This is a genomic window from Streptomyces gardneri, from assembly GCF_006539185.1.
In the GTDB taxonomy this organism is placed as follows: domain Bacteria; phylum Actinomycetota; class Actinomycetes; order Streptomycetales; family Streptomycetaceae; genus Streptomyces; species Streptomyces gardneri.
In genome coordinates this window covers 334,728-359,887 of the sequence record NZ_BJMN01000011.1, presented here as the reverse complement: position 1 = coordinate 359,887, position 25,160 = coordinate 334,728, and the positions used below count along the sequence as shown (strand labels likewise).

Sequence of the window (25,160 nt, the reverse complement as noted above, 5' to 3'; positions counted from 1 at the left end):
TGCTGGTACTGCGGGGGGGGGTGACGCGGGTACTGCGGGGATGACGCTGGTACTGCGGGGTGACGCGGGTACTGCGGGGTGGTGCTGAGGGGTTGCTCCGGGCGGTGCGGGCGGTGGAAGTGTGACGTTCCTGGGAGGCACGCACCGCCCGGAGAGTCCTAGAGGGTGCCGGTGAGCGCCTCGGGGCGGACCGGCGTCTTGTTGAGCTCCAGGCCCGTCGCCGCCCGGATCGCCGCGAGGACGGCCGGGGTGGACGAGAGGGTCGGGGCCTCGCCGATGCCCCGGACGCCGTACGGCGCGTTGGGGTCGGCCAGCTCGAGGTAGTCGACCGGGATGGTCGGCGTGTCGAGGATGGTCGGGATCAGGTAGTCCGTGAAGGAGGGGTTCCTGACCTTCGCGGTCTTCGGGTCGACGATGATCTCCTCCATCACCGCGACGCCCAGGCCCTGGGTGGTGCCACCCTGGATCTGGCCGATCACGGAGAGCGGGTTGAGCGCCTTGCCGACGTCCTGGGCGCAGGCCAGTTCGATGACCTTGACCAGGCCGAGCTCGGTGTCGACCTCCACCACCGCGCGGTGCGCGGCGAAGGCGTACTGGACGTGTCCGTCGCCCTGGCCGGTGACGAGGTCGAAGGCCTGGGTGGGACGGTGCCTCCACTCCTCCTCGACCTCCACGGCCTGGTCCTCGAGGACGTCCGCGATGGTCGCGAGGGCCTCGCCGCCGTCGGTGACGACCTTGCCGCCCTCCAGGAGGAGTTCGGCGTTGGCCCAGGCCGGGTGGTACGAGCCGAACTTGCGCCGGCCGATCTCCAGGACCTTCTCGCGGACGATCGCGCAGGAGTTCTTGATGGCGCCGCCGGTCATGTACGTCTGGCGGCCCGCGGAGGTCGAACCGGCCGAGCCCACCTGTGTGTCGGCGGGGTGGATGGTGACCTGCTGGACGCCGAGCTCGGTACGGGCGATCTGCGCGTGGATGGTGACACCACCCTGGCCGACCTCCGCCATGGCGGTGTGGACCGTGGCGACGGCCTCGCCGTTGATGACCTCGATGCGGATCTTGGCGGTCGAGTAGTCGTCGAAGCCCTCGGAGAAGCCGACGTTCTTGATGCCGACGGCGTAGCCGACGCCTCGCACGACACCCTCGCCATGCGAGGTGTTGGACAGGCCGCCCGGCAGTGCGCGGACGTCCGCGCCCTCGCCGGCGGTCTCCCACTGGCGCTCCGGCGGCATCGGGCGGGCCTTGACGATACGGAGCAGCTCGGCGACCGGGGCCGGCGAGTCGACGACCTGGCCGGTCGGCATGATCGTGCCCTGCTCCATGGCGTTGAGCTGGCGCAGCTCCACCGGGTCCATGCCCAGCTTGGCCGCGAGCTTGTCCATCTGCGCCTCGTAGGCGAAGCAGGCCTGGACCGCGCCGAAGCCGCGCATGGCGCCGCAGGGCGGGTTGTTGGTGTAGAGGCCGATCGCCTCGATCTCGACGTCCTCGATGACGTACGGGCCGACCGAGAGGGAGGAGGCGTTGCCGACGACCGACGCCGTGGACGACGCGTAGGCGCCGCCGTCGAGCACGATCTTGCACTTCATGTGCGTGAGCTTGCCGTCCTTGGTGGCGCCGTGCTCGTAGTAGAGCTTCGCCGGGTGACGGTGGACGTGCCCGAAGAAGGACTCGTACCGGTTGTAGACCATCTTGACCGGCTTGCCGGTGCGCAGCGCGAGGATGGAGGCGAGGATCTGCATGGAGATGTCCTCGCGCCCACCGAAGGCGCCGCCGACGCCGGCCATCGTCATGCGGACCTTCTCCTCGGGCAGGCCGAGGCAGGGGGCGATCTGCTTGAGGTCCGAGTGCAGCCACTGGGTGGCGACGTACAGGTCGACGCCACCGTCCTCGGCCGGTACGGCGAGGCCGGACTCGGGGCCGAGGAAGGCCTGGTCCTGCATGCCGAAGGTGTACTCGCCCTTGACGATGACGTCGGCGCGCTTGGCGGCCTCGTCGGCGTTGCCGCGGATGATCGGCTGGCGGTGCACGATGTTCGGGTGCGGGACGTGACCGGAGTGGTGGTCGTCGCGGTTCTCGTGGACCAGGATCGCGTCCGGAGCGGTGGCCGAGGCCTCGTCCGTGATGACCGGGAGCTCCCGGTACTCGATGACGACCTTGGCGGCGGCGCGGCGGGCGGTCTCCGGGTGGTCGGCGGCCACGAGGACGACCGGCTCACCGTGGTGACGGACCTTGCCGTAGGCGAGGACCGGGGTGTCCTGGAACTCCATGCCGTAGTTCTTCGCGGCCGGCAGGTCCTCGTGGGTCAGGACGGCGTAGACGCCGTCCATCGCGAGGGCCTCGGCGGTGTCGATGGACACGATCTCGGCGTGCGCGACGGTGGAGCGCAGGATCTGGCCCCACAGCATGTCCTCGTGCCACATGTCCGAGGAGTAGGCGAACTCGCCGGTGACCTTGAGCGTGCCGTCGGGGCGGAGGGTGGACTCGCCGATGCCGCCCTTGACGTGGTTCTGGGTGACGTCGCGGGGGATACCCGTGGTGGTGCCAGCCATGATCAGACCGCCTCTCCCTGACGCTCCTGGCGAGCGGCCGCGAGGCGGACCGCGTCGAGGATCTTCTCGTAACCGGTGCAGCGGCAGAGGTTGCCGGAGAGCGCCTCGCGGATGTCCGCGTCCGTAGGGGACGGGTTGCGCTCCAGCATCTCGTCGGCCGCGACCAGCAGACCGGGGGTGCAGAAGCCGCACTGGACGGCGCCGGCGTCGATGAACGCCTGCTGGATCGGGGAGAGTTCGACACCCTCGCCGGTCTGCGAGTCCTGACCGGGCTTCGCTTCCCACTTCTTGGCGGCGTCGAGCGAGGTGCCGCAGGTGCCGGCGGCGCAACCGGCGTGCTCCGCACGGTCCTTGGCGAACTCGGCGAGGCCCTCGACCGTGACGACCTCGCGGCCCTCGACCTGGCCGGCGGCGACGAGGCAGGAACAGACCGGCACGCCGTCGAGGCGGACGGTGCAGGAACCGCACTCGCCCTGCTCACAGGCGTTCTTGGAGCCGGGGAGGCCCATCCGCTCACGCAGGACGTAGAGGAGGGACTCGCCCTCCCAGACGTCGTCGGCTTCCTGGGGACGGCCGTTGACCGTGAAATTGACGCGCATGGTTATGCAGCTCCCTCAAGCGTGCGGCCGCTTCCGCGGTACTGCTCCCAGGTCCAGCCGAGCTGGCGGCGGGCCATGATGCCGACGGCGTGGCGCCGGTACTTGGCGGTGCCTCGGACGTCGTCGATCGGGTTGGCGGCGGCCGAGCAGAGATCGGCGAACTGCTTGGCGACCGACGGGGTGATGATCTTGCCGTTGTCCCAGAAGCCGCCTTCCTCCAGAGCCGCGTTCAGGAAGGCCTCGGCCTCCTTGGCACGGATCGGGGTCGGCGCGGCGGAGCCGATGCCGGTGCGCACCGTCCGGGTCTCCGGGTGCAGGGCCAGGCCGAAGGCGCAGACGGCGATGACCATCGCGTTGCGGGTGCCGACCTTGGAGTACTGCTGGGGGCCGTCCGCCTTCTTGATGTGGACGGTCTTGATGAGCTCGTCGGGCTGGAGCGCGTTGCGCTTCACGCCCGTGTAGAACTCGTCGATCGGGATGAACCGGCTGCCGCGGACCGACTCGACCTCGACCTCGGCGCCCGCGGCGAGCAGGGCCGGGTGGGCGTCGCCGGCGGGCGAGGCGGTGCCGAGGTTGCCCCCGACGCCGCCGCGGTTGCGGATCTGCGGGGAGGCGACCGTGTGGGAGGCGAGCGCCAGACCCGGAAGCTCGGTCCGCAGGTTCTCCATGATCTGGGTGTACGGAACGGACGCGCCGAGGCGGACGTTCTCCTCCCCGACCTCCCACTCGCGCAGCAGCTCGATACGGTTCAGGTCCAGGAGGTACTCGGGGCGCCGGTGGTCGAAGTTGATCTCGACCATGATGTCGGTGCCACCCGCAATGGGCACGGCCGTGGGGTGCTCGGCCTTGGCGGCGAGCGCCTCCTCCCAGCTGGCGGGGCGAAGGAAGTCCATGGTGGCTCTCTTCTAGTGATTCTGGTGATCGGGGGTCGAACGGAGTGGGCCCGGGGGGACGGCCGGCCCTCGACTTCATGTTCATGTGGTGTTAACGCGGTGTGTGGCCTAGTACACAAGCCCACCTTCGCCCGGGTGCAGTCACCGAAAACATGAAGGAGTTGGCTGGCTCCCGTCGTCGTCTTGTAGATTCGAACGAAAGGTGGGAAACGGGAACCTCTCTGTTTTCCCCTGGAAACGGTGGCACCACGCCACCGTCGACAACGCGACACCCACTCGAAGGAACGGCGGCGACACGATGCGGCTGCGCGCACTGCTGGAGAACGACGCGCTGGGGCTGCGCCTGCTCGGCGGCGAGGACGAGCTGGACCGCACGGTCCGCGGCGTGATGACGACGGACCTCAAGGATCCCAGCCGGTACCTTTCCGGCGGCGAGCTGGTGCTCACCGGCCTCGCCTGGCGGGCGGACCCGTCCGACGCGGAGCCCTTCGTCCGGATCCTGGCCTCGGCCGGGGTGGCCGCCCTGGCGGCGGGCGAGGCGGAGCTCGGCGACATCCCCGACGATCTCGTACAGGCGTGTTCACGCCATCGGCTGCCGCTCTTCGCGGTGAACGAATCCGTTGCGTTCGCGACGATCACCGAGCATGTTGTTCGACAGGTCTCCGGCGAGCGGGCGGGCGACCTGGCGGCCGTCGTCGACCGGCACCGGCGGCTCATGACCTCCGGCCCCGCGGGCGGCGGCCCCGAGGTCGTCCTCGACCTGCTCGGCTCCGACCTGGACCTGCGGGCCTGGGTCCTCTCCCCCACCGGGCGCCAGATCGCGGGCGCCGGCGAGCCCCTCGAGAGCGGCCTCGCGGCGACCCTGGCGGGCGAGCACCTGGCCGCGACCCGGACCGGGCGGCGCGGCCCGCACCGGCTGAGCCTCGCCGGAGTCACGTACTCGCTGTTCCCGATCCGGAACACCGGGCGGGGCCCCGCCCCCGCCTCCCGTGACGTGCGCGAGACGGTCCTGTCGGACTGGCTGCTCGCCGTCGAGGCGGACGCCGGGGACTGGCCCGCCGCGCGCCTGGACCTGCTCCAGGGCGTCACCCAGCTGATCGCCGTCGAGCGCGACCGGCGCGACGCGGCCCGTACGGTACGCCGCCGGCTCGCCCAGGAGGTCCTGGAGCTGGTGCAGACGGGCGCCGCGCCCGCCGAGATCGCGGCCCGCCTGCGGGTCGCGGCCCCGGTGCTGCTGCCCGGGCTCGGCACGGCCCCGCACTGGCAGGTCGTCGTGGCCCGCGTCGACTGGGAGCAGGAAGCCGGCCAGGGCACGCCCGTGGACGGCGGCCCGGTCGCCCAGGCACTCCTGGAGGAGATCCTCGTCGACCCGGCGACCGTCGGGGCCGAGTCCGCGGACCGGATCGCCGTCGCGCACAGCGGCGACGAGGCGATCGCGCTGGTCCCGCTGGCCTCCGCGCCGCTGCCGGACAGCGAGGACGAGGGCCAGGCGACGGCGCTCGGGCTCCACGCGGACGCCCTGCTCGCCGCCGTACGCGCCCCGCTCTCCTCCGGCCTCGCGGACGACGGGCGGCTCACGCTCGGCGTCAGCGCGGCCGTGCACTCGGCGGAGGGCCTGCGCGGGGCCCTGGAGGAGGCCCGGCACGCCCGCCGGGTCGCCGCGGCCCGTCCGGGCCGGGTCTGCGCCGCGGGCCACCACGAGCTGGCCTCGCACGTCCTGCTGCTGCCGTTCGTCCCGGACGACGTCCGCCGCGCCTTCACGGCCCGGCTGCTCGACCCGCTGCGCGACTACGACCGGCGCCACCGCGCGGAGCTCATCCCGACCCTGGAGGCGTTCCTCGACTGCGACGGCTCATGGACGCGCTGCGCCACTCGGCTGCACCTGCACGTGAACACGCTGCGCTACCGGGTGGGCCGGATCGAGCAGCTCACGGGCCGCGACCTCTCCCGTCTGGAGGACAAGCTCGACTTCTTCCTGGCGCTCCGGATGAGCTGATCGGGGACGGACCGGAAGGAATCGGGCACGGATCGGGGGTGTCCGCCGTGCCCGGATTCACTCTTTCGGTGGAGTCCAGGGGAGTGACATCCGGGCTGGTGGCGGCCTGTCGGCCGGAGTTGCCGACGGGCCCCGCCACGGCCTGATCCCGGGCCCGACGGCGATCTGACGGGCTGTCGGCCACTGCCCGGAGGGTGGCCTCCGCACCCGCCGGACTCTTGTGAATTCTTTCACCTGACCCCTTGGCCAGGTGCTGCATTCGTGCTGAGATGCGGGTCTACTCAACAGCTCAATGGCGCGCTCGGGGAGGGCAATGTGGCGGATACCGCCATGTCTGGTTCCGAATCAAGGGGTGGCGAAGATCCGTCCCTCGCCTACGGCAAGGAGACTCCCGTGGAGACCGCCATATGGCGGCTCCGCTCCCGAGGTTGTTGGACGGACGCGGCGGCACTGCTCGCTCCGTACGCGACCGAACCGGCCGCCGCGCTCGAACGGGCGGCCCTGCTGATCGAGCGCTGCCTCTACACCGAACAGGGCTGGGCCGACGCCGAGGAGGCGCTCCGGGCGGCCGAAGCGGTCGCCCGCACCGACGAGGAGCGCGGGGCCGCGGCCTGCGAACGCGGCTATCTCGCCTACGCGTCCACGCTTCTCGGGGTACGCGACCGGGCCGACGAGGCCCGGATGGCCCTGGGCCGGGCAGCGGCCCTCATCGGGCCCTCGGCCGGAGGACGACCCCTGCTGGACTTCCGGCGCGGTCTCATCGCGCAGAACCTCGGCGACTCCCCACAGGCGGCCCGCGCCGCGTACAGCAGGGCGCACGCGGGGGCGGTGGACCAGGGGGACTCGCTGCTCCTCTCCTCCACCTGGCGCCATCTCGCCGGACTCGCCTTACGCGAAGGCGAGTTGGCGGAGGCACGGCACGGATTCGCGGAATCGCTGCGGATCCGCGAGGAGTTGGGCTACCTGGTCGGCACGGCCCCGGCCCTCACCGCCCTCGCCGACACGGAGACGGAGCCGGAGGCGGGCCGGCTGCGCGCGGAGGCGAGACGCCTCTTCCGCCTCCTCGGCGGCGTACCGACCTGGCTGTCGGCTCAGCTGACACCTCGCACGGTGACCTGAAATCGCCGACGATAACGCCAAGGTGACGTTCCGCGAGCTCTGATGCGATGTGCCCTCCGCACCCACGGGCCGGAGGGCACATCGCTTCGCACCCGCGGGCCGGGGGCACATCGCCCCGCGTCCGCAGGCCCAGGGGCCGCGTCGAACGGCTTCGGACGCCGCGCCCGCTCAGCCGGTGCGGAGGATCCGGAAGCGATCGGGGTCCGCCGGGTCCCGGTCGGCCACCTGGACCGGGGGCCACGTCCACTGCCACACGCCGATGCCCGGGGTGCGGGAGAAGCGGATCGGCCCTCGGGTGCCCTCGACCGCCAGGTGCGGCCACGCGCCGGCGACGGCCGACCGGTCCGTGCCGTGGGCGCGGAGCGCCTCGGCGAGGACCGTGACGGTGTCCCAGCCCTCGAAGGCGACGAAGGAGGGCTCTTCGCCCAGCCGCTCGCCGAGCTCCTTCCCCACGTGTTCGCCGAGCGGACCGGGGCGTTCGGGCAGGTAGCGCAGGAAGGGGATCCCGGCGCCGTCCCGGCCCAGCAGTTCGGCCCACTCCGCGAACTCCGGCTGTCCCGCCGGAGCGCCGATGAGGAGCTCCGCGAGTCGCGGGTCGCTCCGGACGGCCCGCACGATCGGCACCGCGGGCTCCGCATGGCCGACCAGCAGGAGGAGCGCCGTCGCGCCGTGGTCGACGAGGGCGTCGCACAGGGCCTCGGGAGTGAGCCCGTTCGCGTCGAGTTCGACGACGCTGCCGCCGTGGGGAGCGACGTGGTCCCGCAGGACGCGGGTCCCCGTCGCCCAGTAGACGCTCGGCTGGGTCACCACGGCGATCCGCCGCCGGCCCGCGCCGAGGAGGAAGTCAGCGTAGGTCCGCCAGCCGTGGGACTGGGCCGGCGCCAGCCGCGCGACCCACTCCGTCGGCTCCTCGGTGAGCGCGTCGAGCACGGCGGACGAGCAGAGGTACGGCACGCCGAGGGCGTCGGCCCTGGCGGCGACGGCGCGGGCGACGACGCTGTGGTACTCGCCCACCACGGCGGCCACGCCGAGACCGGCCAGTTCGTCGACGGCCGCGGCGGCCCGCTCGGGATCGGCCGCGGTGTCCCGGACCACCAACTCCAGCGGCCTGCCGCCGATCCCACCGCTGTCGTTGACCTCACGGACGGCCAGCTCGAGCCCCGCGAGCAGATGCCGCCCCGCCCCGACCCACCCGGGCCGCGACAGCGGGACGAGAGCCCCCAGACGGACGGGCACCCCCTCCGCGGTCTCCGCTCCGGACGGCGATGTCGACGTGTTCACCCGGGTGATCATTCCGTCATTGGAACCACCGCCCTCGCCGACGGGCAAACGAATTACGCGCTCGCGGAGACGCGGGCGGGCAGGACGTTCTCATTGGGCTCGGCAGGATGCCCCGGGGAGCGGGCGCGTGCCTAGTGGTCCGCCTGGTCGTGACGTACGACGAACACGTGGTCCTCGGCGTACCGCTGCCAGTCCGGTACGAGGTGGAAGCGCTGGTGGTCCTGGAGGTCCCGTGCCGAGGCGACCGGGACGCGGGGGATTCCCCGGTAGAGGCGGACGTGCTCGTCCTCCACCAAGTAGTCGATTGCGGACCGGAGTTCGTCGGTACTCAGGCGTACGGCCCCGGCCAGGCGTCCCGGTGTCGTGAAGACCTCCTCGGGGCGGCCGAGGCCTTCGTCGAGGTACCGGACCAGGGCGTGCTTCCAGGGTGCGACGGCGTCGCTGCGCCGTAGCTTCCGGAGGATCTCCCGCAGGTCTTCCGGGAGTTCGAGGATCTCCTCGGGGAGCGGCAGCCGCTTCGGCATGGTCCATCGGCCCTCGACCGTGTGGGCGATGCCCAGCGCCAGCATCGTGCCGACGAGGTCGCGGATCGTCGCCGGCACGGGGAATCCCCCGGCCCGCAGGGCGCCTTCGGACGCCTCCCGCCGGGCCGCCGCCTCCGCCCGGATCCGGGCTTCCGCCCCCTTGCCCTCCGCATGGTCGAGGTCCTCGGGCTCGAGCCAGAGCACCGGCGAGTCCAGGTCCTCCCCCAGTCCCCGCAGGAAGGCGCCGAACGCATCGTCGAACAGCTCCCGCACGACCTCGTCGAGCGTCCCGGTCACCGGCCGCGACGCGGCCGTGCTCAGTACCAGGCACATGAAGAGGGCCTGGTGCCTCGGCAGCACGTGCATCCACCCGCTGGTGAACCAGTCGTCGTGCACCGAGATGTCGCCCCCGCCACCCCCACCGGCCCTGCCGTCCCTGGTGTCCCGATCAACCGTCACGGTCGCCCTCCCACATGTCAGCGGCATACTCACCCGCTCAACCGTCGCGAGCCCTCCGAGGTCACCCTCCGAGGTGGGACCGCGGTACGAGGCACACCAGGCTCTCGTCCGTGCCGACGAGCAGCGCGCCCGCGCCGGTGACCGCGACCGCGCGGACCGGCGGACCCGGGCGGAAGGAGAGCGTCGCGCCGCCTTCCGGGCGGTGGAGTTCGACGAGGCCGTCGGCCCAGGCCGCGGCGACCAGGGGGCCGTACGGCGTCTCGGTCGCGTGCAGGGAGACCACCGGGGAGCGGCGCTCCGCCAGCGGTTCGGGGCGCGGGTCGCGGCCCGGCGTCCAGAGCCGTACGGTCCCGTCGGCGCCGCCGGAGCACACGAACGGGGTCTCGGAGTCGACGGCGGCGACCGCGGTGACGCGGCCGCTGTGCGAGGCCGCCTGGTGCAGCCCCGTGAGGCCGAAGGCGTGCACGGAGCCGAGCCGGTCCCCCACGACGACCGAGCCCGCGATCGCCGCGAGGGCCGTGCCGGGGTGGCGGGCCAGGGTCTTCGAGACGGCCTCGGTGAGCCGCTCCAGGTACGGGGCCCTGGGCACCGTCCCCCGGACGGAGTGCAGCCTGCCCCGGTCGTCCAGGAGCAGCACCGTGCCGTCGGGGGCGGGCGCGAGTGCCGTGACCCGGCCGGGGACGGTGTGCGGGAGGCGTCCGGCGGAGCTCGCGTCGGCCTCGTGGAGCAGGCGGACGGTGCCGGTGCGGTCGCCGACGAGCAGCGTGCCCTCCAAGGGGCCGCCCGCGGCGCCGAGTACGGCGACGGGTCCCGGCCAGGGCGGCGTCAGGTCGCCGCGGTTGCGGGCCCAGCGGAGCCGCCAGGCGGCGCCTTCGGCGAGCTCGGCAAGGGCGGGCCGCAGCCGGGGGTCGGCACCGTCGCCGAGCGCGGCGAGGAGCACCAGCGCGCGCTCCGCCGGTTTCTGTGCGCGGCAGAGCGACTGTCCGGCGCGCAGCCAGGCGGTCCTGAGTCCGCCGTGGTCGTCAATTCCGGCCTCGCCGAAGCCGTCACCGGTTCCGGTGACGTATGCCGTGGTGACGAGCAGCGGATCGGCGGCGCACACGGCGAGGGGGTCGGAGAGGTCCGGCAGCGGGCGCGGGGGCTCCGCGCGCGTGCCGTCGTCGGGGGCGGGCTCGCCGTCCAGGTCGACGACCGTCGCGCGGCGTGCGGCGCGGAGGGTGTCGGGCGCCGGGCTGCCGGTCCGGGCCTCGACGACGAGCCGGACCCGGCCCACTCCGGCGAGTTCACCGATGAGTTCGGTGAGGGCGGCGGGTTCGGCGGCGGCGTGGAGGTCCGCGAGGAGGAGGACGGCCCGGCCCGAGGGCCGTGCCTCGCTGGTGGCGAGGGCGTGGACGAGTTCGTCCGGGGACCTGGCGACCACCCCGAGCAGGTCGGCGATGGTCCAGGTCGCGCCGAGTGCGCTCTGCCCCGCGAGCGGGACGAGCACCCGGGGCGTGCGGCGGCGCCGGCCGCCGGCGCGCGGGCCGTGTGCGGCGAGCCAGTCGAGGAGGGCCGTCTTGCCGCTGCCGGGGGCCCCGGTGACGAGGCAGAGCCGGGGCGCCTCCGGGTCGGTGAGCCAGCCGAGCAGGGCCGCGGCCTCGGCTTCCGTACCGGTGACGGCTCGGCGTCCCTCCCATGCCGGGGGTGGGCTCGCGGACGGCATGGGACACCTCACGGGCGATGCGGTGCGGGCGGTCTGACGTCAACGACCTTAGTGCTCCGGAGCGCTCAGTACTCCGATCCGGCGAAGTGCTCCCGTACGAGCGACTGGACGACCGGCAGGTCCTGGGCGATCAGGGCGTCGAGCAGGGCCGTGTGCTCGGCGGCGTCGGCGACGAGCTCGCCGTGGCGGAAGGCGGGCGCGCTGATCAGCGGCCACTGGGAGCGCCGGTGGAGGTCGTCGGCGACGGCCAGCAGCTGGACGTTCCCGGCGAGGGAGAGGACCGCCCGGTGGAAGGCGCGGTCCGTCTCGGCGTAGTGGGCGCGGTCGCCGCGGGCGGCGGCCGTCGCGGTCGCCTCGGCGAGCGGGCGGAGCTCGGTCCAGCGGGCGGCCGGGACCGTGCGGGCGAGCCGCAGCATGACGGGGACCTCGATGAGCGCGCGGACCTCGGCGAGCTCGGCGAGTTCGCGCGGGGTGCGCTCGGTGACGCGGAAGCCGCGGTTCGGGACGACCTCGACGGCCCCTTCTACGGCGAGGCGCTGCATGGCTTCGCGGACGGGGGTGGCCGAGACACCGAAGCGCTCGGCGAGGGCGGGGCCGGAGTACACCTCGCCGGGGACGAGCTCGCCGCCGACGAGGGCGGTGCGCAGGGCTTCGAGGATCTGATCGCGGACGGAGTGCCGCTGGACGACGCGCGGGGCCGGGGCGGCCTCGCGCGGTGGTGCCGCCGGTTCGCCGTGGGTGTGCTCGCCACGGGCCTGTTCCGGTACGCGTACGGCGTCGCCGAAGGGCGAATACGGCCTCTCCGTCGCCCGCTCGCGCGCTGCGCCCTGCTCCACCCGGGTCCTCCTGCGGCCTCGTGCCGGGCCCGGCTCGCGTTACCCGGGTCCCCTGTGCACCATAGGCGAACGGACCGACATTTGGGGCACGGGGGGCCGATCCGTGACCCGTGGGAGACCGAGGTCCGTGCGGTGGTGAGAGGCGATCGAGATTCGGGTAAGGTAAGGCTTACCTGCTAACGATCGCGATTCGGTGGTCCGCATGACCGTCCCCGCACTGCTGTCCGCACCCCCCACCTCCCCCGTCGCGGCTTCCTACGCCCGGCTCGCGGAGGTCTTCTCCGGCCTGCGGATAGAGGAATCGGCCGGGGACGAACGGCTGCCGCGCGGCGCGGGCTGGGTCGGCGCCGAGGAGCTCGCGGCCGGCGGATCCGCCCTCGACGCCTTCCTCGCCTGGGACAACGCCCAGGTGTTGCGCGACTACGGCACCCAGGCCCGCCCCGACGTCGTCGCGAGCTTCGGACTGCACCGCTACGCCTGGCCCGCCTGCCTCCTCGTCACCGTCCCCTGGTTCCTGCACCGTCGGGTGCCCCGACTGCCCGCCGCGAACGTGTCGTTCCAGCGCGCGCTCGGCCGCATGGCCGTCCGCGTCGAGGAGTTCGCCTGCCTGCCCGGCGACCCGGCGGCCGGCCTGCCCGGCGCCCGTGTCGTCGCCGACGAGGAGGCGCTGCGGACCGAGGTGCGCGCCTCGCTCGCCGAGCACTTCGAGTCGATCCTCGGCGGCTTCGGCCCCCGGATGAAGCGCGGCCGCCGGGCCCTGTGGGGGATGGCCACGGACGAGATCGTCGAGGGCCTCTGGTACATCGGCGCCCTGCTCGGCGAGGAGGAGCGGGCGATGGCCGAGCTCGACCTGCTCCTGCCGGGCACCACCGTCACCCGCAAGCAGCACAAGCCGTACGCCGGCTCGGCGGGCTTCCGCGAGCTCACCGGCTCCGAGGGTCCCGACGGCGCCCCGCGCGCCACCCGCGACCGGGCGACCTGCTGCTTCTTCTACACGCTGCGCCCCGAGGACACCTGCCTCACCTGCCCGCGCACCTGCGACACGGAGCGCGTCCGTCGCCTGGCCGCGACCGCCTGAGGCTCCCGAGTGATTACGCCACCCGGACGGGTGGCGTGAATCGAACTCAACCCCCTCCCCCTGCAAGGGTGTTCGACCAGATCGCACCTATTCGTATGCCCTGGGACCCCGATGGCGTGCTCTTGCCCCGAAAACGCTTGAGCGCCGCACGGGGTCGGCCAGTATGGGCCGCCAAACGCCCTACTGCGATGCAAGGGACACCGCATGAGACTGACCGACATATCGCTGGACTGGCTGCTTCCGGGCGGCGTGATGGTGGCCGGGGTCCTGACGGCGGTGGCGGTGCTCGCGCGCGGGAAGCGCGCCGGTGACCAGGCCGCGGCCGAGGACTCCTGGGAACGCAGCGAGGAGCGCCGCAGACGCAAGGAGGCGGTGTACGGAACGGCTTCCTACGTCCTGCTCTTCTGCTGCGCCGCCGTCGCGGCCGCGCTCTCCTTCCACGGACTCGTCGGCTTCGGCCGGCAGAACCTCAATCTCTCCGGCGGCTGGGAGTACCTCGTCCCCTTCGGCCTCGACGGCGCCGCCATGTTCTGTTCGGTCCTCGCCGTCCGCGAGGCCAGCCACGGCGACGCGGCGCTCGGCTCGCGGCTCCTCGTCTGGCTGTTCGCCGGAGCGGCCGCCTGGTTCAACTGGGTCCACGCCCCGCGCGGTCTCGGCCACGACGGAGCGCCGCAGTTCTTCGCCGGCATGTCCCTCTCGGCGGCGGTCCTCTTCGACCGGGCGCTGAAGCAGACCCGCCGGGCCGCGCTCCGCGAGCAGGGCCTGGTGCCCCGCCCGCTGCCGCAGATCCGGATCGTCCGGTGGCTGCGCGCACCCCGGGAGACCTTCGCGGCCTGGTCGCTGATGCTCCTGGAGAACGTACGGACGCTGGACGAGGCGGTCGACGAGGTGCGCGAGGACCGGCGGGAGAAGGAGCAGAACCGCATCCGCCGGCGCGACCAGGTCAAGCTCGACCGGGCACGGCTCAAGGCCATCAACCGCCAGCACCGCGCCTTCGGGCTCGGCCGCGGCGGCGACGCCCGGCAGGTCGAGATGGCGGCGCTGGGCGCCGCGGGGGGCGCCGGTACGGGCTCGGGTTCCGGATCGGGTGCGGGCTCCGGCTCCGCGACGACGACCGTGCAGGCCGCCGTCGCGGAGCCCGCCATAGCGGATCCGGGACAACTGCCGCTTCGACCCCGGCCCTCCCTGCAAGCCGTAAGGGGCGCTGAGCCCCGCGCGGGAGACTCCCGGACGGTGGACCTCACCGCCGAGGACGACACCCAGACGCTGCCCCGGCTCGATTCCCTGGAGCGCAAGCTCAAGGACCTGGAGCAGCAGTTCGGCTGAACCACGGGGAACACACGGAAACCGGCGGGGTCGCCTCTCAGGCGGCCCCGCCGTTCAGTTCGAACCACACCACTTTGCCCACCCCGTGCTCCTCGACCCCCCAGGAGTCGGCCAGCGCCTGGACGAGGACGAGTCCCCTGCCGTTCGTACCGTCGTCGGCGGGCGGTACGTGCGGCCGGTCGAGCCCCGGGACGAAGTCTCGGACCTCGACCCTCAGCTGCTCGGGGACGACCGTCGCGGTCACGACGGCCCCGTGCTCGGTGTGGACCAGGGCATTGGTCACCAGCTCGCTGGTGAGCAGTTCGGCCACGTCGGAGGCGCCCGGTCCGCCCCACTTCCGCAGCATTTCACGCAAGGCATGTCGCACCTCCGGCACCGCGGTGAGATCCGCGCATCCCACCTTCCTGAGCAGTTGAGTCGGCTGTCGTGCCTCCCCGGCCATAACCCCCACCCACACGTCGTCGAACAGGCTCACGGGGATGCATGCCCCACGAGACCGCCCGCATTCCCTCGGAGCCGGGGGACTCAGAGCCGGGGGACGTTGCGCAGGTTGGAGCGGGCCATCTGGAGCATGCGGCCCACGCCGCCGTCCAGGACGATCTTGCTGGCGGAGAGGGCGAAGCCGGTGACCATCTCGCTGCTGATCTTGGGCGGGATGGAGAGGGCGTTGGGGTCGGTGACGACGTCCACGAGGGCCGGGCCCCGGTGCTTGAAGGCGTCCTTGAGGGCGCCCGCGAGCTGCTTCGGCTTCTCGACGCGGACGCCGTAGGCCCCGGCGGCTCGCGCGATGGCCGCGAAGTCCGGGTTCTTGTTCGTCGTCCCGTACGAAGGGAGTCCGGCGACCAGCATCTCCAACTCGACCATGCCGAGCGAGGAGTTGTTGAAGACGACGACCTTCACCGGGAGGTCGTACTGGACGAGGGTGAGGAAGTCGCCCATGAGCATGGAGAATCCGCCGTCGCCGGAGAGCGACACGACCTGCCGGTTCCGGTCGGTGAACTGCGCGCCGATGGCCTGCGGCAGCGCGTTCGCCATCGAGCCGTGGCTGAACGAACCGATGATCCTGCGCCGTCCGTTGGGCGAGAGGTAGCGGGCCGCCCAGACGTTGCACATACCGGTGTCGACGGTGAACACGGCGTCTCCGTCGGCCAGTTCGTCGATGACGGAGGCGACGTACTCGGGATGGATCGGCACGTGCTTCTCGACCTTGCGCGTGTACGCCTTCACGACGCCTTCGAGCGCGTCGGCGTGCTTCTTGAGCATCTTGTCGAGGAAGCGGCGGTCCGTCTTGGCCCGGACGCGCGGGACGACGCAGCGCAGGGTCTCCCGGACGTCCCCCCAGATGGCGAGGTCGAGCCGGGAGCGCCGGCCGAGGTGCTCGGGCCGGACGTCCACCTGGACGATCTTCACGTCGTCGGGCAGGAAGGCGTTGTACGGGAAGTCCGTGCCGAGCAGGATCAGCAGGTCGCACTCGTGGGTGGCCTCGTAGGCGGCGCCGTAGCCGAGCAGCCCACTCATCCCGACGTCAAAGGGATTGTCGTACTGAATCCATTCCTTTCCGCGCAGGGCGTGGCCGACCGGTGCCTTGATCCGCTCGGCGAACTGCATCACCTCGGCGTGCGCGCCCGCCGTGCCGCTGCCGCAGAAGAGCGTCACCCGGTCGGCCGCGTCGATCATCCGGACGAGCGCGTCGATCTCCTCGTCACCCGGGCGGACGGTGGGGCGGGAGGTGACGAGCGCGGTCTCCACGGCCTTGTCGGGGGCCGGCAGGGAGGCGATGTCGCCGGGCAGCGAGACCACGCTGACGCCGCTGCGGCCGACGGCGTGCTGGATCGCCGTCTGGAGCAGCCGGGGCATCTGCTTCGGGTTGGAGATGAGCTCGCTGTAGTGGCTGCACTCGCGGAAGAGCTGGTCGGGATGGGTCTCCTGGAAGTAGCCGAGGCCGATCTCGCTGGACGGGATGTGCGAGGCGAGGGCCAGGACCGGGGCCATGGAACGGTGGGCGTCGTACAGGCCGTTGATGAGGTGCAGGTTGCCGGGGCCGCAGGAGCCCGCGCAGGCGGCGAGGCTGCCGGTGATCTGGGCCTCGGCACCGGCGGCGAAGGCGGCCACCTCCTCGTGCCGCACCTGGACCCAGTCGAGCGCGGGGGTGCGGCGGATGGCGTCGACGACCGGGTTCAGGCTGTCACCGACGACGCCGTACAGACGCTTCACGCCCGCGCGCACGAGGATGTCGACGAACTGTTCTGCGACGTTCTGTTTGGCCATGGCTCCATCAACACACGGCCCGGCGCGTTACGCCTCCCAGACGGCCACCCCCGTGCGGTCGTCGGCGTACCCCGTCACCCGCAGCTGGGTGTCGGCGAGGAAGGCGGCGAGACCGGGCGCCTCCTGGCCGGCCCAGCGGGTGGCGAGTTCGCGGGCGAGGGCGGGTTCGCCGCGCATCGGCTCGGCGAGTCCGGGTGAGGCGAGGAGCAGGGTGTCCCCGGGGCGGGCGACGGAGGCCCGGAAGCGGAAGGGTTCGGCGGGTGGCGGCACGGGCTCCTCGACGAGCGGGCCCGGTGGGGTCGTGACGCCGAGGTTCATGGTCAGCCGGTCGCCCTCCTCGGTCTCGTCCGCGTCCTTCGGCGAGGGCGGGGAGCCGAAGCCGACGACGGGGGCGCCGGTGACGGCCGCGGGCTCGGGCAGGAGCGGTTCGATGTCCTGCCAGGAGCCCTCGCGGAGCCGGAAGAGGCCGCCGCCGCCGATCCCGAAGAAGACGCGCGTGCGGCACTCGGGGTCGGCGGGGACGAGAAGGCAGCGGAGGGTCGCGGTGTACTCGTCGGGGGCGAGGCCCCGGTCGGCGGCGCGGGCGCGCAGCTTGCCGTACGTACGGTCGGTGAGCCGGTGCAGTCCGGACTTGAGGTCGCCGCGGCGGCCGGTCCTGATGTCCTCCGAGAGCCGGGCGTGGCTGCGGCCGACGGCCTCCGCGATCCACTGGCAGGCGTCGGCGGCGGCGAGGTGGGCGTCCTCGGCGGCGCGGGAGCCCGCGGCGACGGCGACGAGGACGAGCGCGGCCTCGTCGTGGCCGAAGCGGGCGGTGAGCAGGGCGTCGCGGCGGGGTTCGCCGCGATAGCGGGCGGAGTCGCCGCGTACGGAGGCGGCCCGCAGGGTGCAGGTGCCGTAGCGGGCGCCGTCGAGGACGGTGTCGGCGACCAGTTCGGCGAGCTCGCCCGGGCGGGCGACGGGGAGGGCGGTGGGTTCGGCCTCGTAGGTCGGCGGTCTGCTGCCGACGAACCCGGCCGCCCGGGGGCGGGGCACGGGCACCTGGACGGTGAGGTCGGCGTCCGGTCCGGACTCCCGGGTGCTCTCCGGGCTGTTCTCCGGATCCGCATCGGCATCGTCATCGGCCTGGGGCTCCGGCACCGGCATCTGCACCTGGACGGTGGGCGTCTCGGCCGGCGGGGCGACCGGGGCCGGGGGCGGCGGCCCGGGGAAGGAGCGCGGTCCCTGCTCGGGGGTCTCCCAGGGTGCCCTGTCGGACAGGACGGCCCGGGGGTCCGGCGCGGGCTGCTCGACCGGCGCCGGGTCGGCCGCCGCCACCAGGTCTGCTTCCGCTCCCGGGTCGGCCGCCGGCTTCAGGTCCGGGCTCGGGCCGGGTGGGCCCGTGGTGGCGCGGGGCGCCGTGGCGAAGTGGTCGTCGAGCGATTCACCCGGGACCGTCGGGGCCGTGTCCGGCGCCGACTCGTCGTAGAGCTTGTCCCACCAGTTGTCCCCCTGCTGAGTCATGTCCCTTATTGTCCACCGCGCACGGCGCCCGAAAACGGACATCAGGAAAACCGTTGCTGCGAATGAGTGACGGGACATGAGTGGTCCGCCGGGCGGCCCCACCCCCCACGGGAAGGACGCCCGGCGGACCGTCGTGATCAGCGCACGTCGTAAGCGCGGACCACGGTCTGGGTGACGGAGTTGCCGTTGACGTCCGTCAGTTCGGTCCTCAGGGTGACGGGTTCACCGGACGCGCCCGCGTGGTTCACGGTCGCGGTCCACTGACCGCCCTGCTGAGAGACCCGCGCTTCGGTCCAGGTCGTACCCCCGTCGTAGGAGTACGAGAGCTTGGCCGAGGTGAGCGCTGCGGGGGTGTAGCCCGCGTGACCCGTCGCGGTGAGGCCGATCTGCTGGCCGTCGGTCGCGGCGAGGGTCTTGAGTCCGTCCTCCGGAAGGTCGTACCGGGGGAAGAGAATCGGGATGCCCTGAGAATAGACGCTCTCGTCAAGCTTGGAGGTGAATTTCCACACCGAGTTGACGGAAGTGGAGCGGGCCCACACCTTGCTGCCGATCTTCATGGTGTTCTGTTCGAGCGTGTACGTCCCGGCTTCGGCCGGTACCTCGAACACTCCGAACGGCCAGCTGCTCGTGCCGAGGACCTCGCCGTCGCGGCTGAGGCTGACGTTGCCGATGTCCCCGAAGGAACCGGGCACGGCGTGGTGGGTGTTGTCGCCCCACATGGCGTCGGCGAAGCCGATGAGGTTGCCCTGGCGCTCGGCGACGAGGACCGGCTTGCCGGCCGCGTCGCGCGGGGCGGTGGGGGCGATGACCCCGTCGTACCAGTTCTCGGTGCGCTTCTCACCGGGGGTGTAGGCGTGCGGGGTGCCGACCATGATCTCCCCGAACGGGAAGCTGCTGCCGACCATCGGCTCCCAGCTCGTGTCGCCGGCCGAGTAGTACTCGGTGCGGGCGCCGGGCGCGGGGACCGTCTCCAGCGAGCCGAAGCCGACGCGGACGCCGTCCGGGCGGCGCGCCGCCGGGAAGTCCATGAAGTCGGTGGCGATGCCCGCCGACCCGTAGGTGGAGTCCGTGCGGCCGAGCTCGCGGTCCCGGACCCGGTAGTCCTTGTCGTCGCGGATCGCGCCGGTCTCGGGGAACGCCAGGTTGTAGGCGTACGGGCTCTTCGCCGTGGCCTGCCAGGCGAGGGTGACCTCACCGGCCGCCAGCTTGCCCAGGAGCGCGGTCGCCTCGCTGGACGGGACGGAGAGCACCGGCAGGCCGAGGCCGGTGAAGCCACCGGTCGGGTACCAGCGGCCGGGGGCCGCGTGGTGGGCGATGACGGCGACGGCGCCGGCGGCCTTGGCGTTACGGGCGAGGGTGCCCGCGGAGGTCGAGTCGTCCGGCAGTCGGACGAGGGCGATGCGGCCCTGGACTCCGGCGGCCTTGAGCTCCTCCGGGGTGCCGGTTCCGGCGTCGACGAGGCGGGCGGAGCCGGTCCCGTCGAGGTTGTCGGAGGCGATGGAGGCGGTGAGCGGGTGCAGGGTCAGACCGTCGGCGGTGCGCAGCGAGGTGATCTGCGGGGCGGCGGCGCGCCAGTAGCTGCCGAACTCGAAGTCGCCTTCGTCGGCCCGCCCTTCGACCGAGGCGTAGTAGCCGCGGATGGTCCGCGGTCCCGCGGCGGTTCCGGCGTGCAGCCAGAAGTCGTCCCAGGAGCGGGAGAACGCGAGGGTGGCGCCGCGGAGTTCGGAGCTCTTGTCGGTCTTGACCGACAGCTTGTGGGCCTGGCGGGCGTCGAGGACGACGGTGGTGTCCTTCTTCAGCTCCATCTGCGGGCGGCCGAGGTAGCTGAGCGAGTCGTTCAGCGTGGCGCCCTCGCCGGCGTCGGGCGTGGTGACGAAGGAGGAGAGGAAGTAGCTGCCGGGGCGCAGGCGGTAGACCTGGTCGGCGGCGCCTTCGTTGAAGCGGCGCTCGCCGCTGGCGACGTCGGTGCCGATGACGTCGAGGGAGGACGCGCCGTCGGCGGGCTTGCCCTGACGGTCGATCAACTTGACGCGCAGGGTGACGGTTTCGGGCTCGACGTAGAGCGAGAAGGGGGTCGAGACATGGACGCCGCCGGGGCCGGTGGCGAGGACGCGGCCGGTGACGTCGCCGTACTGGGCGCGGTCCAGGCGGGCGGTGGGGTCGAGCTCCAGCGGGACCTGGACGGTGGCGCCGGCCGGTACGGTGACGGTGCGCTTGGCGAGGCGGGCGACCGAACTCCGTACGCGGGAGCCGTCGTTGCCGGTGACCTTCTCGACCGAGAGGTTCAGGGTGACGGGGGCGTCGGAGGTGTTGGTGTACGGGACGGAGACCGTGGTGCGGTCGGTCCTGTCCTGCGGCCAGTTGAACGTACCGCCCTGGACCGCGGAAGCGCCGAGGACCGTCTGGTCGATGGCCGCCTTGACGTCGAGGCGGCCGCCGCCGACCTCGCGGACGTCGCCGGGGAGGTCGCTCTCGGCGGAGGAGACGAGGGCGGCCTTGATCTGCTGGGCGGTCCAGTCGGGGTGGCGCTGCTTGACGATGGCGGCGGCGCCCGCGACGTGCGGGGTGGCCATCGACGTACCGGACATGGACTGGTAGGCGTAGACGCCCCGGCCACCGGCCGCGGCGGCGGAGATGCCCACGCCGGGCGCGGCTATCTCCGGCTTGAGGGTGTGGTTGACGATCGTCGGGCCGCGGCTGGAGAAGTACGCGGTGGAGTCGTCGCGGTCGGTGGCTCCGACGGTGAGGACGCTGGGCGCGCAGCCGGGCGAGGAGACCGTGTTGAGGGTCGGGCCCGAGTTTCCGGCGGCGATGACGAACAACGTGCCCTTGCTGCGGCCGAGTTCCTCGGCGGCGACGCTCATCGGGTCGGTGCAGTCGGTGGGGACGGGGCTGCCGAGGCTCATGGAGACCACGTCGGCGCCCTGGGCGACGGCCCATTCCATTCCCGCGATGATCCAGGAGGCGGCGCCGGAGCCCGAGTCGTTGAGGACCTTGCCGTTGAGGAGGTCGGCGCCGGGGGCGACGCCCTTCTTCCTGCCGTCGCTCGCGGCGCCGGAGCCGCCGACGGTGGAGATGGTGTGGGTGCCGTGGCCCTGGCGGTCGTCGGCGGTCTCGGAGTCGGTGAAGTTCTCCGAGGCGGTGACGCGGCCCTTGAGGTCGGGGTGCTCGGTGTCGGCGCCGGTGTCGAGGACGGCGACCTTGGTGCCGGTGCCGTCGTAGCCGGCGGCCCAGGCCTCGGGGGCGTGGACCTGCTTCGTGGACTGCTCCAAAGTGGCCTGAACCTTGCGGTCCAGCCAGAGCTTCTCGATGCCGGCGGCGGAGCGGGCCTGCGGGGTGTTCACGTCGGCCCAGAAGGTGCCGGCCTGCTTCTTCTCCGCCTTGAGCGCGACGCCGTCGACGGTCCTGAGGACCTGGCCGCGCTTGGCGCCGCGCGGGGCGGCGGGCGTCGAGCGGGCGAGGTCGGAGCCGTAGACCGCGATGAGGGGCAGGGTGGTGGTGGAGGCGTCGTCGTAGCCCTGGCGGATGAGGCCGGTGACGTTGAAGAGCTCCTCGTCGACGCGGCCGGCGGCGAGCGCGTCGGTGGCGTCCTCGGGGTATACGTACAGGTCATGGCCGGAGCGGCGGGTCTGGACGAGGGGGACGGTGCCGTCCTCGCGGGGCAGCGCCGTGGCCGCCGGGTTCCCGTCGGCGTCGTGGCTGACCAGGACGCGGTCCCCGGTGACCAGGGTCACCGTGGCGGTCCGGTCCCCGGCGCTGGCCGAGGCCTCGCTGCCGACCAGCGGTCGCTTGCCGGCCGTGCCGTCCTGCGGCTCATTCGCCATGGACGGCGCGACCGCGGTGACGGCCAGGACGGCGGCGGTCGCCGCCCCCAGTGCCGTACGCGAAATCGGGCGCATCGCTCTCCCCATCTGATTCCGGAAAAAGGGCACAAGACGCCCGTCTCCGGAGGCTGTTGGTGCTGCGGTGGCGCCACATTGGCAGAGGTGAGGGCGGTACAGGGATGATGGGCAAGGCGGGAATACGCCGTGGCCGTTTCCCGCCAGGTCACCAACGGAACGAATGCCTCCGGTGAAGGTCCCGGGAAGATCCGGGGTGCCCGATCGGATGCACGGCGAGGGGTGGGGCAACCATGCTGGGAGCGATAGGGCTCGACGAACGCCAGGAGTCCGCGTACCGCGCCCTGGTCGCGCTGGGCGCGGCCGAGGTCACCGATCTCGCGCACCGGCTCGCCCTGCCCGAGCGGGACACCGAGCGGGCGCTGCGCCGGCTGGAGTCCCAGGGGCTCGCCGCGCAGTCCTCGGCCAGGACCGGACGGTGGGTGGCGGCGCCGCCCGGGGTGGCGCTGGGCGCCCTGCTGACCCAGCAGCGCCACGAGCTGGAGCAGGCGGAGCTGGCGGCGAAGCTGCTGGCCGAGGAGTACCGGGCGGAGGCGGCGGAGTCGGCCGTCCACGACCTGGTGGAGGTGGTGACCGGTGCGAGCGCCGTCACCCACCGCTTCCTCCAGCTCCAGCTGGGCGCGCAGGAGGAGGTCTGCGCCCTGGTCACGGGGAAGCCGATCGCGGTCTCCGGGATGGAGAACGACGCGGAGGAGCAGGCCGCCGGGCGCGGGGTGCGCTACCGGGTGGTGCTCGAACGCGAGGTGCTCACGCTCCCTACGGGGCTGCTCGAACTCTCGGCCGCGCTCGGCCGTGAGGAGCGCGTCCGGGTCGCGGACCGGGTCCCCACGAAGCTGGTGGTCGCCGACCGCTCCCTGGCCATGGTGCCGCTGACCGGACGGGGCGCGGAACCCGCGGCGATCGTCGTCCACGCGAGCGGGCTCCTCGAATCGCTGATGGGCCTCTTCGAGTCGGTGTGGCGGGAGGCCCTGCCGCTACGGCTCGGCGCGGGCGCCCAGATCACCGAGGACGAGGCCCCGGGCCCCGACGTGATGGACCTGGAGATCCTGTCGCTGCTCCTCGCCGGGATGACGGACGCGAGCGTGGCCAAGCAGCTGGACCTGGGCCTGCGGACGGTCCAGCGCCGGGTCAAGGGCCTGATGGAACTGACCGGCGTGACGACCCGCCTCCAGCTGGGCTGGCACGCGTACGAGAAGGGCTGGGTGGCCCGCGGCTAGGCCCTGTCCGGCGGATCAGGGTCGGGGCCCTCAGGGGGTGTGCCGGGCGTCGCGGAATCCGCGCAGCCGGGGGTGGCGTACGGCGGGCAGTCGCACCAGGGTGCCCTCGAAGGCGTGGCGGTCGGCCGCCAGCAGGCGCCAAGGGCGCTGCGGCAGGGGGTAGTCGTCACGGAGGACGCCCTCCGGGAGCACCCCGGTCGCGGGCAGCGGAGAGGTCTCGCCCGGGTGCGCGAGGTATGCCCAGACCCCGCTGTCCAGCGGGACCACGGCCCCTTCGTCGCCGGGCGGGCTCCAGGGGTCACCCGTGAGGGGGTGGCGGGGGACGAGGAGGACGTCGGGGCGGGGCCGAGGTGCACCGATCCCCGGACCGGCCAGCCCGACGGACCAGGTCGCGAGCCCGGATTCGGGACCGAGCCCTGATTCGGAACCGAGCCCGGCTTCGGAACCGAGCCCTGCTTCGGCACCCAGCCCTGATGCGGTACCGAGCCCGACTTCGCGCCCGGCCGCGGTCCCTGACCCGGACACGGGCCCGGACACGGGCCCGGGCCCGACGGGCAGGCGCCGGGCGACTGCGTGGCCGAGCAGCTCGGCGACCGGGCCGGCGGGGAGGGTCACCGGGCGGTTCCCGGTGACCGCCACGAGGTGGGCCAGCGCGACCCCGAGCGCCGCCTCCCACCGGGGGCTCCACGACCCGTCGGGGTCGACGGGCGGGACGCGGTGCTCGGCGCACTCCAGGTCGTCCCAGTCGGGAGGCGGACCGGCCGGGAGCCCCGAGGGGCGGCGCTCGACCGCGTCGGGCTCCAGCCACACCGTCTGCCACATGCCGCAGTCGTCCCTGCGGGTCGCCACGGCCCGCCCGCAGCCCTCGCACGCCAGGTTGGGGCCGTCCCGGCCGTCCACGCCCCGGCAGTCGCCCGCGCACTTCTCGGGGATCAGGGACATGGACCGGGAGTCTCCGGGGGCGATGACGATCCTGTTCCGCGCGCCGAACGAGACGGAGTACACCGGCGCGTACACGCCCTGCCGGGCGGCCTCGTCCTCGCCGACCTCCCCCCACCTCCGCCAGGGCGGTCCGGTGGGCAGGGGCTCGACGGCGTACGTCGCGGGCTCCATCAGCGGAGGGTGGAGTTCCTCCCACGCCCCGTAGTGGGTGTGGACGGGGAGGGCGACCCGGGACACCGGCGCCGTCAGCTCCGTGCCGCACCCGGCACACGTGAACACGTACAAACAAGCTCCCCCTCGCCCCGATTCCTCGGGGATTGTGCCTCGCCCGCCGCGGCGGATCCACCGGATTTCCGCACCGGCCCTAGGGCCTGTCCGGCGGATCAGGGTCGGCCCCCGGCCATGATCCGCCGGACAGGCCCTAGGCGCCCTCCTGACCCGTACGGGTCCTGCGACCTGCGGGGACGCGGTTTCTGGGGGACGCTGGGCAGCGTGGGTGTGTGGCAGCTCCTGATGGTCGCGACGGTGATGCTGCTCGGTCTGTTCGGGGTGCTGACCCCCGGCGTGCCGGGAACGTGGCTGGTGTGGGCCGCGATGCTCTGGTGGTCGCTGCACGAGCGGTCGGACCTCGCCTGGATCCTGCTGGCCTCCTCGACCGGTCTGCTGCTCCTCACACAGGTGGTCGTCTGGCAGCTCCCGCCACGCCGGTTCCGGGGGGTCGGCATCACCCGGCGGATGATCGTGTACGCGGGTCTGGGCGCGCTCCTGGGCTTCGTCCTGGTCCCCGTCCTCGGCGCGATCCCCGGCTTCGTCGGCGGGGTCTACCTCTCGGAGCGGCTCCGGCTCGGCGGCCACGGCCAGGCCAGGGCGGCGACCCGGACGGTCATGCGGGCGGCCGGTACGAGCGTCCTCGTCGAGCTCTTCTCGTGCCTGCTGATCGTGGGGGCGTGGGCGGGTGCGGTGATCTGGGGCTGA

18 protein-coding genes are annotated in these 25,160 nt (G+C 73.0%); 6 read left to right on the top strand and 12 right to left on the bottom strand.

What is annotated here, in order from left to right:
- Nucleotides 1–158 precede the first annotated feature (158 nt).
- The 3 genes from SGA01_RS09700 to SGA01_RS09690 are packed head-to-tail and all read right to left on the bottom strand — an operon-like array spanning nt 159 to nt 4,038.
- Nucleotides 159–2,546, bottom strand: coding sequence for a xanthine dehydrogenase family protein molybdopterin-binding subunit (locus SGA01_RS09700; RefSeq protein WP_055640755.1), 2,388 nt, complete (start codon nt 2,544–2,546; stop codon nt 159–161).
- A gap of 2 nt (nt 2,547–2,548) precedes the next feature.
- Entirely contained in the window at nt 2,549–3,145 is a 597-nt protein-coding gene (locus SGA01_RS09695) for a (2Fe-2S)-binding protein (protein ID WP_055640756.1), read from the bottom strand.
- Nucleotides 3,146–3,147: 2 nt separating this feature from the next.
- Nucleotides 3,148–4,038, bottom strand: a complete 891-nt coding sequence (locus SGA01_RS09690; RefSeq protein WP_055640757.1) for an FAD binding domain-containing protein — start codon at nt 4,036–4,038, stop codon at nt 3,148–3,150.
- 298 nt (nt 4,039–4,336) lie between these two features.
- On the opposite strand from SGA01_RS09690, the gene SGA01_RS09685 reads away from it, so the two are divergent.
- Both SGA01_RS09685 and SGA01_RS09680 read left to right on the top strand, forming a co-directional pair.
- Nucleotides 4,337–6,034: a PucR family transcriptional regulator gene (locus tag SGA01_RS09685; RefSeq protein ID WP_141295312.1), complete on the top strand. Its 1,698-nt coding sequence runs from the start codon at nt 4,337–4,339 to the stop codon at nt 6,032–6,034.
- A 330-nt stretch (nt 6,035–6,364) separates the two neighbouring features.
- Nucleotides 6,365–7,153 carry a hypothetical protein gene (locus tag SGA01_RS09680; RefSeq protein WP_141295309.1) on the top strand — a complete coding sequence of 263 codons (789 nt, stop codon included), beginning with the start codon at nt 6,365–6,367 and terminating at the stop codon, nt 7,151–7,153.
- A gap of 168 nt (nt 7,154–7,321) precedes the next feature.
- Here SGA01_RS09680 and SGA01_RS09675 read toward each other — a convergent pair whose 3' ends face one another.
- The 4 genes from SGA01_RS09675 to SGA01_RS09660 form a co-directional block, all read right to left on the bottom strand.
- Nucleotides 7,322–8,434: an ABC transporter substrate-binding protein gene (locus SGA01_RS09675; protein ID WP_141295306.1), complete on the bottom strand. Its 1,113-nt coding sequence runs from the start codon at nt 8,432–8,434 to the stop codon at nt 7,322–7,324.
- Between the two features lie 131 nt (nt 8,435–8,565).
- Nucleotides 8,566–9,417 carry a DUF6042 family protein gene (locus tag SGA01_RS09670; protein WP_141295303.1) on the bottom strand — a complete coding sequence of 284 codons (852 nt, stop codon included), beginning with the start codon at nt 9,415–9,417 and terminating at the stop codon, nt 8,566–8,568.
- Between the two features lie 61 nt (nt 9,418–9,478).
- Nucleotides 9,479–11,119 carry a WD40 repeat domain-containing protein gene (locus tag SGA01_RS09665; protein WP_141295300.1) on the bottom strand — a complete coding sequence of 547 codons (1,641 nt, stop codon included), beginning with the start codon at nt 11,117–11,119 and terminating at the stop codon, nt 9,479–9,481.
- 65 nt (nt 11,120–11,184) lie between these two features.
- The gene (locus SGA01_RS09660; protein WP_141295297.1) at nt 11,185–11,955 is read right to left on the bottom strand and encodes a GntR family transcriptional regulator; all 771 of its coding nucleotides are present in this window, start codon (nt 11,953–11,955) and stop codon (nt 11,185–11,187) included.
- 202 nt (nt 11,956–12,157) lie between these two features.
- Between SGA01_RS09660 and SGA01_RS09655 the strand changes: the two genes are divergently transcribed.
- Nucleotides 12,158–13,033, top strand: a complete 876-nt coding sequence (locus SGA01_RS09655; RefSeq protein WP_141295294.1) for a (2Fe-2S)-binding protein — start codon at nt 12,158–12,160, stop codon at nt 13,031–13,033.
- A 204-nt stretch (nt 13,034–13,237) separates the two neighbouring features.
- Entirely contained in the window at nt 13,238–14,359 is a 1,122-nt protein-coding gene (locus SGA01_RS09650; protein WP_141295291.1) for a DUF2637 domain-containing protein, read from the top strand.
- Nucleotides 14,360–14,396: 37 nt separating this feature from the next.
- Here SGA01_RS09650 and SGA01_RS09645 read toward each other — a convergent pair whose 3' ends face one another.
- The 4 genes from SGA01_RS09645 to SGA01_RS09630 all read right to left on the bottom strand — a co-directional run bounded on the left by SGA01_RS09645 (nt 14,397) and on the right by SGA01_RS09630 (nt 22,026).
- Nucleotides 14,397–14,801, bottom strand: coding sequence for an ATP-binding protein (locus SGA01_RS09645; RefSeq protein ID WP_055640764.1), 405 nt, complete (start codon nt 14,799–14,801; stop codon nt 14,397–14,399).
- An 83-nt stretch (nt 14,802–14,884) separates the two neighbouring features.
- Entirely contained in the window at nt 14,885–16,627 is a 1,743-nt protein-coding gene (locus tag SGA01_RS09640) for a pyruvate dehydrogenase (RefSeq protein WP_141295288.1), read from the bottom strand.
- 27 nt (nt 16,628–16,654) lie between these two features.
- A complete protein-coding gene (locus tag SGA01_RS09635) occupies nt 16,655–18,127 on the bottom strand; it encodes a protein phosphatase 2C domain-containing protein (RefSeq protein WP_141295285.1) in 1,473 nt (490 codons plus the stop codon).
- Nucleotides 18,128–18,264: 137 nt separating this feature from the next.
- Nucleotides 18,265–22,026 carry a S8 family peptidase gene (locus SGA01_RS09630; RefSeq protein ID WP_141295282.1) on the bottom strand — a complete coding sequence of 1,254 codons (3,762 nt, stop codon included), beginning with the start codon at nt 22,024–22,026 and terminating at the stop codon, nt 18,265–18,267.
- A gap of 233 nt (nt 22,027–22,259) precedes the next feature.
- Here SGA01_RS09630 and SGA01_RS09625 point away from each other — a divergent pair, with 233 nt between their 5' ends.
- On the top strand, nt 22,260–23,243 hold the full coding sequence (locus SGA01_RS09625; RefSeq protein ID WP_055640768.1) for a helix-turn-helix transcriptional regulator: 984 nt from the start codon (nt 22,260–22,262) through the stop codon (nt 23,241–23,243).
- A gap of 30 nt (nt 23,244–23,273) precedes the next feature.
- Here the strand turns inward: SGA01_RS09625 and SGA01_RS09620 are convergent, their stop codons facing one another.
- Nucleotides 23,274–24,464 (bottom strand): hypothetical protein, encoded by a 1,191-nt coding sequence (locus SGA01_RS09620; protein ID WP_229918003.1) that lies wholly within the window; start codon nt 24,462–24,464, stop codon nt 23,274–23,276.
- A 213-nt stretch (nt 24,465–24,677) separates the two neighbouring features.
- On the opposite strand from SGA01_RS09620, the gene SGA01_RS09615 reads away from it, so the two are divergent.
- The gene (locus SGA01_RS09615; RefSeq protein ID WP_055640770.1) at nt 24,678–25,160 is read left to right on the top strand and encodes a DUF456 domain-containing protein; all 483 of its coding nucleotides are present in this window, start codon (nt 24,678–24,680) and stop codon (nt 25,158–25,160) included.

Bases quoted from the DNA above. Each gene is read 5' to 3' on its own strand.
- SGA01_RS09700 (WP_055640755.1), bottom strand. From the start codon at position 2,546: ATGGCTGGCACCACCACGGGTATCCCCCGCGACGTCACCCAGAACCAC.
- SGA01_RS09695 (WP_055640756.1), bottom strand. From the start codon at position 3,145: ATGCGCGTCAATTTCACGGTCAACGGCCGTCCCCAGGAAGCCGACGAC.
- SGA01_RS09690 (WP_055640757.1), bottom strand. From the start codon at position 4,038: ATGGACTTCCTTCGCCCCGCCAGCTGGGAGGAGGCGCTCGCCGCCAAG.
- SGA01_RS09685 (WP_141295312.1), top strand. From the start codon at position 4,337: ATGCGGCTGCGCGCACTGCTGGAGAACGACGCGCTGGGGCTGCGCCTG.
- SGA01_RS09680 (WP_141295309.1), top strand. From the start codon at position 6,365: ATGTCTGGTTCCGAATCAAGGGGTGGCGAAGATCCGTCCCTCGCCTAC.
- SGA01_RS09665 (WP_141295300.1), bottom strand. From the start codon at position 11,119: ATGCCGTCCGCGAGCCCACCCCCGGCATGGGAGGGACGCCGAGCCGTC.
- SGA01_RS09655 (WP_141295294.1), top strand. From the start codon at position 12,158: ATGACCGTCCCCGCACTGCTGTCCGCACCCCCCACCTCCCCCGTCGCG.
- SGA01_RS09650 (WP_141295291.1), top strand. From the start codon at position 13,238: ATGAGACTGACCGACATATCGCTGGACTGGCTGCTTCCGGGCGGCGTG.
- SGA01_RS09645 (WP_055640764.1), bottom strand. From the start codon at position 14,801: ATGGCCGGGGAGGCACGACAGCCGACTCAACTGCTCAGGAAGGTGGGA.
- SGA01_RS09640 (WP_141295288.1), bottom strand. From the start codon at position 16,627: ATGGCCAAACAGAACGTCGCAGAACAGTTCGTCGACATCCTCGTGCGC.
- SGA01_RS09635 (WP_141295285.1), bottom strand. From the start codon at position 18,127: ATGACTCAGCAGGGGGACAACTGGTGGGACAAGCTCTACGACGAGTCG.
- SGA01_RS09630 (WP_141295282.1), bottom strand. From the start codon at position 22,026: ATGCGCCCGATTTCGCGTACGGCACTGGGGGCGGCGACCGCCGCCGTC.
- SGA01_RS09625 (WP_055640768.1), top strand. From the start codon at position 22,260: ATGCTGGGAGCGATAGGGCTCGACGAACGCCAGGAGTCCGCGTACCGC.